The organism is Arcobacter sp. s6 (assembly GCF_040884245.1).
Classification (GTDB): Bacteria; Campylobacterota; Campylobacteria; order Campylobacterales; family Arcobacteraceae; genus Aliarcobacter.
Genome location: NZ_JBEVTN010000019.1, coordinates 55548 through 70084, shown reverse-complemented (window position 1 = coordinate 70084; position 14537 = coordinate 55548). Strand labels below are relative to the sequence as shown.

The 14537-nt window shown below is 29.9% G+C and carries 13 protein-coding genes; 9 read left to right on the top strand and 4 right to left on the bottom strand.

Annotated features, from left to right (window positions below; all coding sequences use genetic code 11):
• Positions 1–91 precede the first annotated feature (91 nt).
• From murI to ABVS04_RS12515, 5 genes are all read left to right on the top strand, one after another.
• Positions 92–877: a glutamate racemase gene (gene murI / locus ABVS04_RS12535; RefSeq protein ID WP_368031080.1), complete on the top strand. Its 786-nt coding sequence runs from the start codon at positions 92–94 to the stop codon at positions 875–877.
• Positions 874–2967, top strand: a complete 2094-nt coding sequence (locus ABVS04_RS12530) for a DNA polymerase III subunit gamma/tau (protein ID WP_368031079.1) — start codon at positions 874–876, stop codon at positions 2965–2967. Before murI ends, ABVS04_RS12530 begins: the two co-directional genes overlap by 4 nt.
• 68 nt (positions 2968–3035) lie before the next feature.
• Positions 3036–3872: a thioredoxin domain-containing protein gene (locus tag ABVS04_RS12525; RefSeq protein WP_368031078.1), complete on the top strand. Its 837-nt coding sequence runs from the start codon at positions 3036–3038 to the stop codon at positions 3870–3872.
• 18 nt (positions 3873–3890) lie between these two features.
• Positions 3891–4829 carry a hydroxymethylbilane synthase gene (gene hemC / locus ABVS04_RS12520; protein ID WP_368031077.1) on the top strand — a complete coding sequence of 313 codons (939 nt, stop codon included), beginning with the start codon at positions 3891–3893 and terminating at the stop codon, positions 4827–4829.
• A 123-nt stretch (positions 4830–4952) separates the two neighbouring features.
• The gene (locus ABVS04_RS12515; RefSeq protein WP_368031076.1) at positions 4953–5495 is read left to right on the top strand and encodes a hydrolase; all 543 of its coding nucleotides are present in this window, start codon (positions 4953–4955) and stop codon (positions 5493–5495) included.
• A gap of 65 nt (positions 5496–5560) precedes the next feature.
• On the opposite strand, the gene prpF is transcribed toward ABVS04_RS12515, so the two are convergent.
• From prpF to prpB, 4 genes are all read right to left on the bottom strand, one after another.
• Positions 5561–6742 (bottom strand): 2-methylaconitate cis-trans isomerase PrpF, encoded by a 1182-nt coding sequence (gene prpF, locus ABVS04_RS12510; RefSeq protein WP_368031075.1) that lies wholly within the window; start codon positions 6740–6742, stop codon positions 5561–5563.
• 92 nt (positions 6743–6834) lie between these two features.
• A complete protein-coding gene (gene acnD, locus ABVS04_RS12505; RefSeq protein WP_368031074.1) occupies positions 6835–9432 on the bottom strand; it encodes a Fe/S-dependent 2-methylisocitrate dehydratase AcnD in 2598 nt (865 codons plus the stop codon).
• Positions 9433–9547: 115 nt separating this feature from the next.
• A complete protein-coding gene (gene prpC, locus ABVS04_RS12500; RefSeq protein ID WP_368031073.1) occupies positions 9548–10702 on the bottom strand; it encodes a 2-methylcitrate synthase in 1155 nt (384 codons plus the stop codon).
• Positions 10703–10756: 54 nt separating this feature from the next.
• Entirely contained in the window at positions 10757–11641 is an 885-nt protein-coding gene (gene prpB / locus ABVS04_RS12495; protein WP_368031072.1) for a methylisocitrate lyase, read from the bottom strand.
• 174 nt (positions 11642–11815) lie between these two features.
• Between prpB and ABVS04_RS12490 the strand changes: the two genes are divergently transcribed.
• From ABVS04_RS12490 to ABVS04_RS12475, 4 genes are read left to right on the top strand one after another with little or no spacing between them, the layout of a single operon-like run.
• Positions 11816–12793, top strand: coding sequence for a hypothetical protein (locus tag ABVS04_RS12490; RefSeq protein WP_368031071.1), 978 nt, complete (start codon positions 11816–11818; stop codon positions 12791–12793).
• A gap of 59 nt (positions 12794–12852) precedes the next feature.
• Positions 12853–13716 carry a thymidylate synthase gene (locus tag ABVS04_RS12485; protein WP_368031070.1) on the top strand — a complete coding sequence of 288 codons (864 nt, stop codon included), beginning with the start codon at positions 12853–12855 and terminating at the stop codon, positions 13714–13716.
• Positions 13717–13725: 9 nt separating this feature from the next.
• Positions 13726–14229 carry a dihydrofolate reductase gene (locus tag ABVS04_RS12480; RefSeq protein ID WP_368031069.1) on the top strand — a complete coding sequence of 168 codons (504 nt, stop codon included), beginning with the start codon at positions 13726–13728 and terminating at the stop codon, positions 14227–14229.
• 4 nt (positions 14230–14233) lie between these two features.
• On the top strand, positions 14234–14497 hold the full coding sequence (locus ABVS04_RS12475; protein WP_368031068.1) for a TetR/AcrR family transcriptional regulator: 264 nt from the start codon (positions 14234–14236) through the stop codon (positions 14495–14497).
• Positions 14498–14537 lie beyond the last annotated feature (40 nt).

Here is a 14537-nt window from a genome sequence, read left to right as displayed (position 1 = left end):
TTTTAGAGTATTGCATCTTTTCTTTTTTCCACTAATCATTTTCTTTAAAAACTTATGATAAAATATCCGCTTATTACTAAAAAGGTAGAAATTGAAAGTAGGTGTATTTGATTCAGGATTGGGAGGATTAACTGTTGTTAGTTCTATTCAAAAGATATTTAAAGGTGCGCAACTTTTTTATATTGCAGATACTGCATATGCTCCATATGGAGAAAAAACTCCAGAAGAAATTTTAAATAGATGCGATAGTATTACTAGCTATCTATTAGAAAATCATGGAATTGAAGCTTTGATTGTTGCTTGTAATACGGCAACTTCTGCTGCAATTAAACACTTACGAGAAAAATTTCCTTTTTTAATTGTTATTGGAACAGAACCAGGTGTAAAACCAGCCATATTAAATACAAAAACATCAAATATTGGTATTTTAGCAACCCCTCGAACTTTAAAAGGTGATAAATATCAATTATTAGTAAATGAGTTATCTTCAATTAAAAAGGTTCAATTACATGAGCAAGCTTGTGTTGGTCTAGTTGAACAAATTGAAAAAGGCGAGATTGATACAAAAAAAACTTTTGATATGTTAGAAAAATGGTTGACTCCTATGAAAAATGACAATGTTGACACAATTGTTTTAGGTTGTACTCATTATCCCTTAATTGATTCTGTAATTAAAAGAATTATGGGTGATAACATTACCTTAATTGAAACAGGCGATGCAATAGCAAATCGTTTAAAACTTTTAAGTGAAGAAAAAGGTCATATAAATGAAGGGCCTTTAAATATAAATGTTTGTCATACCGGAATAATAAACAGATTTATGATAGATAAAATTTTAAATAATAAAAATATAGAAGTTAGGAAATGTAAAATATGAGTCAAGAAATTTTAGAAAAAAGAGTTTTAGCCTTAAAATATAGACCTCATAGATTTGAAGATTTAGTTGGTCAAAGCACCGTTTCACAAACATTATCTTTAGCTCTTGATTCAAGTAGATTATCCCATGCATATCTATTTTCAGGACTTAGAGGAAGTGGAAAAACTTCAACTGCAAGAATTATGGCTAAAGCTTTACTTTGTAGTGAAGGTCCTACTTCAAAACCTTGTGAAGTTTGTGATAATTGTAAAAGTGCAAACTCAAATAGACATCTTGATATTATTGAAATGGATGCGGCGTCAAATAGAGGTATTGATGATATTAAAGATTTAATTGAACATACAAAATATAAACCAAGTAGCGCACGATTTAAAGTATTTATAATTGATGAAGTTCATATGCTTACTACTCAAGCATTTAATGCACTTTTAAAAACTTTAGAAGAGCCTCCTGGTTTTGTAAAATTTATTTTAGCAACTACTGATCCTTTAAAACTTCCTGCAACAATATTAAGTAGAACTCAACATTTTAGATTCAATAAAATTGCAGATTCTGATGTTATTCATCATTTAGCACATATTCTAAATGAAGAAAATATCTCTTATGAAAAAGAGGCTTTAGAAATACTTTCAAGAAGTGGACAGGGAAGTTTAAGGGATACTCTTACTTTACTTGATCAAGCAATTATTTTTTCAAAAGGAAGAATAACAACAGCAAGTGTTGTTGATATGTTAGGTTTAATAGATCCAAAAATTATGGATAATATTTTTTCTGTAATCTTAAATAAAGGTGATATAACTCAGATAATAAAAGATTTAGAAATATATGAAGTTTCACAAATTTGTGATGAAATTACAATATATTTAAAAGAAAAAATGCTTACAAAAGATAGAAGATTTGATCTACTATTATTTGATAGATTCTTTAGAATATTAAGTGATGCTAAACATCTTCTTGCTATTAATAGTGATGGAGGATTTGTATTAATTCTGACATTTATGAAAATGATAGAAGCTACAAATATACGAACAATTGATGATATTATAAATCAAGTTGAAAAAATAGAACCTAAAAAAGAAACAATAATTTCTAAACCTATTATTCAATCTATTGTTGAAAAAAATGTTGAATCACTTATTAGCCCTATAGTTGAGCCTGTTAAAATAGAAGAAGAAACAAAAATAGAAGAATTAACTATTGAAGATAAAATCTTAATTGAATCAAATAATATGCTTGATTTAGGAGTAGTAGATACTATTGAAACAGTTGATTATTCAAATCCTTTTGATGATTTTCCAACAACAAAAGAAATAATTACTCCACTTGAATCAAAAAAAGAAATTAAAGAAGAAGTAAAAGAAAAAGCTATAGAAGTTGAAGAAACTACTGAAGAAAAAGTAAAAGAAGAGTTTTATGAGCTAGAAGTTGAGCCAATTAGTGAAACTCATTCTTATGTAAATGTTCATCAAGATGTTGAAGTAATACCTTTTGAAGATGATGAAGAGGAAGAAGGAAACGAAGGAACAAATGAGTTATATGAACAATTAACATCTAAAGTTTATGATAGGGATTATGATTTGGGTGAATGCTTTCAAAAAAACTTTATTTTTAATGGTTATGAAAATAACAAACTATATATTATTTCAAAAGCACAAGATGAAGATAGAAAATTACTCTATAAATATTTTGGAATAATAAAAACATTTGCTCAAGATGTTTTTGGAAATGATGTTGAGTTAGATTTTAAAAAGGAGGAACCCTCCGAAGAAGTAAAATCTAAAAATGAGCAAGAAGATGAAATCCAAGGTGACAATTTAGAAGAGTTATCAAGTATAGATTTAAGTAAAATTGCACAGCCTAATAGTTTAGAAGAAAATACTCAAGAAGAGGATTCTCAATCAGAAGAAACAAGCTCAATGCTTGAATCTATAGAAATGAGTGCAGGTTGTGTTGCTGATATGACTAAAAGTTCAATTGTAACTCCTTCTCAAAAAGAATTACAATTAAATGATATATTAAATTCCAAAATGCTAGATAAAGCAAAAGAACTTTTTGATATCAAAAAAATTACTGTAAAAACGAGAAGTTAAATTATTAACTTTTTATTAATATTAAATAGATAGACTAGCACCCAATAAAAAAAAAGGAAAATTTATAAATGAATAAAATATCAAAACTATTATCTACAACATTATTATTATCAGTTTCATTATACGCAAATAACGACGATTCAGTAATACAATTTGAAAAAAATAGAGTTTCACAAAATCCAAATGTAACTATAAAAGAAGTAAGCATAAATACTAAAAAAGAGATTCCTCTTGCTGGTTGGAATGGATATATCTTAGATGTAAAAGTAAATGTTCAAGGAAAAGATGTAAATGCTAAAGATATACTATTTTCAGATGGGAAATATATCTCTTTAGATTTAATAGATTCAGAAACTGGAAAATCTTTAAAAGATTTAGTTACTCCAAATTTAACAGATAATTATCATGATAAAACAAAATTAATTGCAGGGAATCACAATGCAAAAGATAAAATTGTTATTTTCTCTGATCCTTTATGTCCCTATTGTATAGATTATGTTCCTGAAGTAATTAAACATGTTCAAAAAAATAGTGATTCTATAGCTTTATATTATTATCATTTCCCTTTATTAACTGTCCACCCAGCCGCTGGAACTTTGGTTAAATTAATTGATATTGCTAAACATAAAGGTATCAAAGATGTTGAACTTAAAACTTATCAAATAGATTGGGAAAAACATTTTGATGTAAAATCAACAGATGAAAAAGTAATATTAGAAGCGTTCAATAAAGAGTTTAAAACAGATATAAAATTAGATGAGTTAGCAAAAGCTGAAATAGCTAAAACTATTGACAGTGATATTTCAATGGGTGAAGATGTTATGGTTCAAGGAACTCCAACTATATTTGTAAATAAAGTTAAAGATTCTTCTAGATTTAAATATGAAGATTTAGGAAAAAAATAAATTTATTAAGAGGTTAACATGGAAAAATTAGTAATAGCAACAAGACGAAGTCAACTTGCCCTTTGGCAGTCTGAGTATATTAAAGCTCAATTGCAAGAATTTTACCCAGATATGCAAATTGAATTACAAGAATTTGTAACAAAAGGTGATAAAATTTTAGACGTGCCATTGGCTAAAATTGGTGGTAAAGGACTTTTTACAAAAGAACTTGAAGTTGCAATGCTTGAAGGAACTGCACATTTAGCAGTTCATTCACTAAAAGATGTACCAACTCAGTTTGAAGAGGGCTTGCAACTTGCTGCTGTTACTAAAAGATTTGACCCAAGAGATGCTTTATTAAGTAATAAATACTCTTCAATTGATGAGTTACCAGAAGGTGCAATTGTTGGAACTACTAGTTTAAGAAGAAGAATGGCTATTATGATGTTAAGACCTGATATTGTTTTAAAAGACTTAAGAGGAAATATCAATACTAGAATTGCAAAATTAAATGCAGGTGAATATGATGCAATTATTTTAGCAGCAACGGGTGTTCAAAAATTAAAAATAGAAAATGAAGTTAAATATTTTAATCCAATTTCAACAGATGTTATGATTCCTTCTATGGGACAAGCAACTCTTGGAATTGAAACTACAACAGATCCTAGAATTGTTGAATTAGTTTCAGTTTTAAATGATAAAGATGCACATATTGAATCTACTATTGAGAGAAATTTTGTTGATACTTTACAGGGTGGTTGCCAAGTTCCAATTGGTGTAAAAGCTACTATTATTGATGAGCATTCTATTAGAGTTCAAGCTATTGTTGGTCTTCCTGATGGAAGTGAATCAATTAGTGAAGATATAACAGCAGATATTGAAGAGTTTGAAACAATAGGACAAAATTTAGCTCAAACTTTTATAGATCAAGGTGCAAGAGAACTGCTTATTAGAGCTGAAGAATTAGCTTTTAAATAAAACTATTAACAAGAGTTCTGCTCTTGTTAAATCTACAAGTAAAATCTCAAATTTCTAAAAATTTTCCAAGATATTTAATTATTAATTCAGTATCATAGTTATAAATATACTAAGGAGTTTAAATTGAGAATAAATGTCGAAGATGCCCTTTTTTGTTTAGTTGATGTACAAGAAAGATTATATCCCCATGTAACAAATAAAGATGAAATAGAAAAAAACTTAATAACTTTAGTAAAAGGTTTAAAAGTTCTTAGTGTTCCATTTATTGTAAATGAACAGTATAAAAAAGGAATAGGTGAAACAATACCTTCTTTAAGAGAGTTAGTTGATGAATATCCACATTTTGAGAAAACAACTTTTTCTTGTTATAAAAATGAATCAACAATTGAAGCTATTAATACAATGAATAAAAAAGTTGTTATTGTTGCAGGTATTGAAACACATATTTGTGTTTTACAAACTTGTATAGATTTACTTGAAGGTGGATTTGAAGTTGTTTTAGTTACTGACTGTTGTACTTCAAGAAAACAAAATGATACAGATGTTGCAATTACTAGATTAACTCAAGCAGGAGTAATTCCAACTACTTATGAATCATTACTTTTTGAATTAACACTAAATGCAAAAAATCCTTGTTTTAAAGAGATATCTTCATTAGTTAAATAGATATTATGAAATAAAAAAAGGGGAATAGATAAAATATCTTCCCCCTTTTTAGTTTCTTTTATAGATTAATTTAAATCCATAGTTCCAGCTGGAACATGAACATAACCTTCCATTATTATTCTAGCACTTCTACTCATAGTTGCTTTATCAACTACAAATTTACCATTATTTTCTTGGATAACTGCACCAACTTTTAAAGTTCCAGATGGATGTCCAAATTCAACAGCAGTTTTAGCTCCACCACCAGCAGCTAGGTTTACTAAAGTTCCTTCAATACAAGCAGCAACACCAATAGCTACACTTGCTGTTCCCATCATAGCATGGTGTAATTTTTGCATAGATAAAGCACGTACATGTAAATCAATTTCATCTGCTTTTACTTCTTTACCACTAGAAGTGATAAAATCAGATTTAGGTGCAACAAATGCTATTTTTGGAGTGTGTTGTCTTGTTTCTGCTTCTTTTAAATCTGAAATTAATCCCATTTTTAATGCGGCATAAGATCTAATTGTTTCAAATCTAGCTAAGGCTTCAACATCTGAGTTAATATCACCTTGAAGTTCAGTTCCTGTGTATCCAATCTCGTGCGCATTTACAAAACAAGTAGGAATTCCAGCTGTTATCATTGTCGCTTTAAATGTACCAATTCCTGGAACTTCTAAATCATCAACTAAATTTCCAGTTGGGAATAACTCTTCACTTGGATCCACAGGTTCAGCAAACTCTAAAACGATTTCTTCAGCAGGAAATGCAACACCATCTATGTAATAATCTCCCATTTCTTTAACCATTCCATTTTCCATAGTTACATAACAAAGAATGGTTTTTTTGATATTTGCTTGCCAAATTTTCACACAACAAACACCGTTTTGTGGTACATTATCAACTAAACCCTCTTTAATAGCAAAAGGACCAACAGCAGAACTTAAATTTCCACAGTTTCCACTCATATCAACAAAATCTTTATCAATAGCAACTTGACAAAAATAGTAATCTACATCGTGATTTGGCACAGTCGATTTACCAACTAAAATAGCTTTTGAAGTACTTGAAGTAGCTCCTCCCATACCATCCATTTGTTGTTTATAAACATCAGGAGAACCAACGATTCTTTGAAGTAATTTATCTCTTTTTTTAGAATCTTCTTGTGCTTCTTTTGGTAAATCAGCAATGTTAAAGAATGTACCTTTAGAAGTACCACCTCTCATATATGTAGCTTTTACTTTAAATTGTGGTTGATAAGACATTTTTTCTCCTGTTTAGTATAAAATTATTTATAAAACTATTATTAAATAGTTTTATAAATAATTTTAGGGCAAAGCCCTAAAATTATGATGTTTTACTTACCTGAAGCAATAACATCTTTAGCGAATTTTTGTAAGATTCCACCATTTTTATAAACATCAACTTCAGCTGAAGTATCAAGTCTACATAAAACATCGAATTTAACAACTTCACCATTTGATCTTGTCATTACAACAGTTAAATCACATCTTGGAGTAATTTCACCCTCGATATCAAATACTTCAGATCCATCTATAGCGTAAGTATGTCTAGTTTCACCTTCTTTAAATTGTAATGGTAATACTCCCATTCCAACTAAGTTAGTTCTGTGAATTCTTTCAATTGACTCAGCAATTAATACTTCAACACCTGCAAGTCTAACACCTTTTGCAGCCCAGTCTCTTGAAGACCCTTGACCATAGTTAGTTCCAGCAATAATAATTAAAGGTTGTTTTCTACTTGTGTAAGTTTCTATTGCTTCCCACATTCTAGATTCTTTACCTTCTGGCATAATCATAGTTAAAGAACCTTGTTTAACGCTTCCATCTTCTTTTTTAACCATTTCGTTAAATAATTTTGGATTTGCTAAAGTAGCTCTTGATGCTGTATGATGATCCCCTCTATGTGTTGCATATGAGTTTAAATCTTCAACAGGTAATCCCATTTTTAAACAATATTCACCAGAAGCTGAGCTTGGTAAAATCGCATTTGATGGTGATAAGTGGTCTGTTGTAATATTATCAGGGAATACACCTAATGGTCTCATACCTTTAAGTGCTGGCATTTGCATATATTCATCTTCCCAATAAGGAGGTTTATTAATATATGTAGATTGAGTATTCCATTTATAGAATGGATTTACTTTAACATTATCTAATAATTCTCTTTTGAACATTGGCTCATAAATATTGTTATACATTTCAGGTCTAACACAAGATTTCTCAACAGCATTAATTTCTGCATCAGTTGGCCATAAATCTTTTAGTTTGATATCATTTCCATCTTTGTCTTTACCTAAAACATCATTTTCAATATCAAATCTAATAGTTCCTGCTAATGCATATGCAATAACAAGTGCAGGAGATGCTAAAAATGCTTCTTTTACGTATGGGTGGATTCTTCCATCAAAGTTTCTGTTTCCTGATAATACAGCAGTTGTATAAATATCTCTATCAACAACTTCTTTTTGAATTACAGGATCTAAAGCACCTGACATACCATTACAAGTAGTACATGCAAATCCAACAACACCAAATCCTAATTTTTCCATTTCAGGTAACAATCCAGCTTCTTTTAAATAAACTTCGATTACTTTAGATCCTGGTGCTAAAGAAGATTTAACCCATGGTTTTCTTTTTAATCCAAGCTCATTTGCTTTTTTAGCTAAAAGTCCTGCAGCAATTACGTTTCTAGGATTTGAAGTATTAGTACATGAAGTAATTGCAGCAATTAAAATTCCACCATCTGGTATTAAATCACCCTCTTGAGTCCACTCTTTTACAATACCTTCAGCTTTTAAAGTTGAAGTAGGTACTAATTTATGTGGTTTAGAAGGACCTGCTAATGATCTTGTAACTTTTGATAAATCAAACTCAATTGTTCTTGCATATGTAGCATCTGCAAATTGATCAGCCCATAAACCATTTGCTTTTGCGTAAGCTTCTACTAATTTAACTTGAGCAGCATCTCTACCTGTAACTGTTAAGTAATCAATAGTTTGTTCATCAATAGCAAACATACCAGCACTTGCACCATATTCAGGAGTCATATTTGCAATAGTAGCTCTATCCCCTAAGTTTAAGTATTTAATACCAGAACCATAGAATTCTAAGTAAGCAGAAATAACGTTATTTTCTCTTAAGAATGAAGTCATTGCTAATGCTATATCAGTTGCAGTAATACCTTCTGATCTAACACCAGTGATATTTACACCAATGATTTCAGGAACTCTCATATAAGAAGGATTTCCTAACATTACGTTTTCAGCTTCTAATCCACCAACACCAACAGCGATAACACCAAGTGCATCAACGTGAGGAGTATGAGAATCTGTTCCAACTAATGTATCAGGAGATGCAATACCATTATCTAAATGAACTACTGGAGACATTTTTTCTAAGTTGATTTGGTGCATAATACCATTACCTGGAGGAATAACATCTACATTGTTAAATGCTTCTTTAGTCCAGTTAATAAAGTGGAATCTATCTGCATTTCTTCTATCTTCAATATCTCTATTTTTTTGGAATGCATCCGGATCAAATCCACCACACTCAACAGCTAGTGAGTGGTCCACGATTAATTGAGTAGGAACAACTGGATTTACTTTATCAGGATTTCCACCTTTACTTGCAACTGCTTCTCTAAGTCCTGCTAAGTCAACGAAAGCTGTAAGTCCTAAGATATCATGACAAATAACTCTTGATGGGAACCAAGGGAAATCTTTGTCTGTTCTTTTTTCAATTAATTGAACTAGTGAATCTTTTAAATCCTCACTAGGGCATTTTCTAATTAAATTTTCTGCTAATACTCTTGAAGTATAGTTAAGTTTTGCAAAAGAACCAGGAGTGATATCTTCAACTGCTGATTTTACATCATAATACTTAACACCATCAACACCTGCAAGGTCTTTAAGATATTTTTCGTTTGTCATTTTTTATATCCATATATTTTAATTTTAAAAAAGGATGGAATTTCTCCCATCCTTTTATTTTGCTAAGATTAGCACTGTATATTTTGTAAGGTCTTTCCTAAAATATTAAGAGAAATTATTTTCTTTCTTCTATAGGAATGAATTTTAAATCTTCTGGACCTGTATAAGTAGCAGATGGTCTAATAATTTTTCCATCTTCTCTTTGCTCAATTGCATGTGCTCCCCATCCAGTAACTCTAGCGATAATGAAAATTGGAGTAAACATATCTGTTGGAATTCCCATTTGGTTATAAGAAACTGCTGAGAACCAGTCTAAGTTAGGGAACATTTTTTTGTTATCCCACATAATTGTTTCAATTCTTTCAGCAACATCATACATTAATGTATTGTTGTTCTCTTTAGATAAATCTTCTGCAACTTTTTTAATTACTACGTTTCTTGGATCACAAGAAGTATAAACTGGGTGTCCAAATCCGATAATAATCTCTTTTTTAGCCATTCTTTCTAAGATATCTTTTTCTGCTTCATCAGCTGAAGAGTATCTTTCTTGAATATAGAATGCAACTTCATTAGCTCCACCATGTTTTGGACCTCTTAATGCTCCAATCGCACCAGTGATACAAGAGAACATATCTGAATTAGTTCCAGAAATTACTCTTGAAGTAAATGTAGATGCATTAAATTCATGCTCTGCATATAAAATTAAAGATGTATGCATAGCTTTAACCCAAGATTCTCTTGGTTTTTCACCATGTAAAAGGTGTAAGAAGTGACCACCAACTGAATCATCATCAGTTACAACATCAATTCTTTTTCCATTATATGCATAGTGGTACCAGTAACATAACATAGAACCAAAACATGCCATTAATTTATCAATAATATTTTGTGCACCTTCTTTTGGATGAGACTCATCTTCAGACATAATAGCTCCAAGAACTGAACAACCTGTTCTCATAACATCCATTGGATGAGCAGTTTTTGGTAATTGCTCTAATGCAATTTTAACACCTGCTGGAATATCTCTTAAACCTTGTAGTTTAGTTTTATATGCAGCTAATTCAGCTTTATTAGGTAGTTTTTCATGAACTATTAAATATGCAATTTCTTCAAATTCTGCAGTGCTAGCAAATTCTAAAATATCGTAACCTCTATAGTGTAAGTCATTTCCACTTTTACCAACTGTACAAATAGCAGTATTTCCTGCTGATTGCCCTGATAATGCAACAGATTTTTTTGGTTTAAATGCCGTAGTTGTTTCAGTACTCATATTTTCCCCTTAGTTAAAGTTTAATTTTATTTTATATTGGTGTGATAAAGCTAATTACTTAGCTTTACCTTTTGAGAATAATTCATCCATTTTTTGCTCATAAGCATGGTAATTTAACATATCGTATAATTCCATTCTTGTTTGCATTGTATCAAGTACACCTTCTTGCGTACCTTTATCTTTTAGTTCTTGGTAAACTGCAAGTGCAGCTTTGTTCATTGCTCTAAATGCTGATAATGGATAAAGAACCATATCAATTCCTACACTTGCTAATTCTTCAGTAGTGAACATTGGAGTTGCTCCAAATTCAGTAATATTAGCAAGAACAGGAACGCTCATTTTGCTTGTAAATTCTTTATATTCTTTTAAAGTATGAACAGCTTCAGCAAAAATTGCATCAGCTCCAGCTTCAACGTAAGCTAATGCTCTAGCGATTGCAGCATCTTGCCCTTCACTTGCGTGTGCATCAGTTCTAGCAATAATGTAGAAATCTGGGTCTAATTGATTTTTTGCATCAACAGCTGCTCTAATTCTGTCACACATTTCTTCAGTAGAAACTAACTCTTTATTAGGTCTATGTCCACATCTTTTAGCAGCAACTTGATCTTCAATATGCATACCAGCAGCACCTGATCTGATAAATTCTTTAACAGTTCTAGCTACGTTGAATGCATGTCCCCAACCTGTATCTGCATCAACAATTAATGGTGTATCACAAATAGAAGTAATTCTTCTAACATCAATACATACATCCTCGATCATAGTCATACCTAAATCTGGTAAACCATAAGAAGCATTTGCAATTCCTCCACCTGATAGGTAAATTGCCTTATGTCCTACTCTTGTTGCTTGTAATGCTTGGTAAGCATTAATAGTTCCTACGATTTGTAAAGGAGACTCTTCTTTCAAGGCTTCTCTAAATTTTTTTCCTGCGCTCATACACATCCTTTAAATTTAAGTTGTAAGTAATTATACATAATTTTGACATAGTAGTATTGTATGATACTTGTAAGATAAATTACAATTTTTTTGTAGATTTAGCTAAATTGTACAATATTTGATTATTTTGTAAAAAATGGTACAATAATAAAAAACTTATAATGGAGTGTTACCATGAATTATAAAAATTCAATTGAAAAATTTATAGAGATTTTTAAAAGATCAAATTTGAGTATATCAAAATTTGCATCTTTAATAAATAAAGATAGACGTACGGTTACATCGTGGATTGATAAGATAACAGATATTGAACCAAATAAAGATATCAAAGATAAAATTTGTCAAACATTTAGATATCCTGATTATATTTGGGAAGAGGGCTGTAATGGAGAAGAGTTTTTAAAATCAATTACTCAAATACCTCAAAAAGAAGTAAGAATTATAGATGAAGACTATTATGGACGATTAAAATACATAATGGAACAGGAACAAAATAGAAGATTTGTAATCCAAGCACAGTTTCCAGGACCTATGTATAGGGATTCTGCTGTACAAAAAGTGTACAAGACTACGACAAGTAATGATATTGAAGAATTAAAACAAAGTAGAATCGATCAAATGTTAAGATATGATTATGATACAACAGAATGGTATTCAATAAAATCAATATTAACTTTTTGTTTTGCAAGCATTGGAAACTTTTATACAAAAGAAGAGAAACTAAAAATTTTAGAATTGATATATGAACTGTTTAATAATAACTATAATAAAAAACTCTTCTTGTTTGATTCTTTTTCAAGAAAAATATATGGAATGGAAACTACATATATATCTATAAATGTAAAGCAAAAAGTACTTTTCTTTAAATCACCAATTGAATCTGTATTTATAGAAATACGAAATAAATCTTTAGTTGAAAGAATGCATAAATATTACTCTTCACCAATAGAAGCACCTTCACATGTGAACTTTTTAGAGTCAGTAAAAATCATAAAAATATTACAAGAAGCACTAAAATATGGAAATGATATAAGACAAGCATATGAAACAATAAATAGGCAAACTGATTATGGAGAACTTTTTTACAATAACCTAAGTATTGATTTACAAAAAGAAGTAAGTAGTCCTAAATCAGGTCAAAGAAGAAACTAAAAGATATAAAAAGTTATAAGATGTTAGAATCTTAAAATAAAAAATGTGAAGGAAAACAGTTGAAACAATATTTAGATTTATTACAGCACATACTAGATAATGGAATTACAAAAGAAGATAGAACAGGTACAGGAACAAGATCTGTATTTGGATATCAAATGAGATTTGATTTAAGTGAAGGATTCCCACTTGTTACAACAAAAAAAACTTTCTTAAAAGGTATTATAAGCGAGCTTTTATGGTTTATTGAAGGTAGTACAGATGAAAGAAGATTGGCTGAAATTCACTATTCAGAAAATGCATCAAATTTAATTGGTAAAAATACAGTTTGGACTGCAAATGCAGATGCTCAAGGAAAAGCATTAGGTTATACAAATACAGATACAATAAAAGAATTAGGTCCTGTATATGGAGCACAATGGAGATCTTGGAAAGGTGAAGGTGGAAAATCTTATGACCAATTAGCAGATGTTATAAATCAAATAAAAACAAATCCAGATTCTAGAAGAATTATTTTAAATGCATGGAATGTAGCAGAAATAGAAAATATGGCTTTACCTCCATGTCATACTTTTTTCCAGTTTTATGTTGTAAATGGAAAACTATCTTGTCAGCTATATCAAAGAAGTGCAGATGTATTTTTAGGTGTTCCTTTTAATATTGCATCTTATGCCCTTTTAACAATGATGATTGCACAAGTTTGTGATTTGGAAGTGGGAGATTTTGTACACACTTTTGGAGATGCACATATTTACTCAAATCATATGGATCAAGTAAATCTTCAATTAAGCCGAACACCATACAAAAAACCTACTATGAAAATAAATCCTAATATTAAAGACATTAATGATTTTAAAATGAGTGATTTTGAATTAATTGATTATGTATGTGATGAATCTATTAAAGCTGTTATGGCTGTATAAGGAAATAATATGAAAATTTCAATGATAGTAGCTTATGGTAAAAACTGGGAAATTGGTTTAAACAATGAAATGTTATGGCATATAAGTGAAGATTTTAAAAACTTTAAAACAATAACTAGTGGACATCATATTTTAATGGGAAGAAAAACATTTGAAAGCATCGGAAAACCACTTCCAAATAGAACTTCACTTGTTTTATCAAACAAAGGTTTTAAACATGAAGGTGTTCATACTTTTAATGATATTCAAGAAGCTTTTAATTTTGCAAGAGCAAGTGCTGAAGAAGAATTATTTATAATTGGTGGTGCAAATATATATGAAACACTTTTTCCCTATGTTGATAAGTTGTATTTATCAGAAGTAGATTTTGAGGGTGTTGCTGATGCGTTTTTAAATCCTATTGATTTTTCAACTTGGGATTTATCAGAAGAAAAATCTTATGATGCAATACTTGAACATGGAAAAATAAAATCTCCAGCTTGGAAATTCAAAGTTTGGGTTAAGAAAGATTAATTTTATGAATAATCCAAGAGAAAAACTATTAGAAGTTGCCTTTGATGAAATTTATCATAATGGTTATAATGGAACTTCTATAGATAAAATTCTCAAAAAAGCTTCAAAGAACAAAGGCTCTATGTATCATTTTTTTAAATCAAAAAAAGAGCTTACTCTTGCTGTATTAAAAGGTGAAATAAAACATGATAATACAAAAACTTTATCTATGTATATAGTAGCTTCTATTGAAGGCTGTCTAGGTACAGCAAAAAAATCACAAGTTTGACTATGTAGTCAAGATTAAAAAATAAAAAAATTCATATACT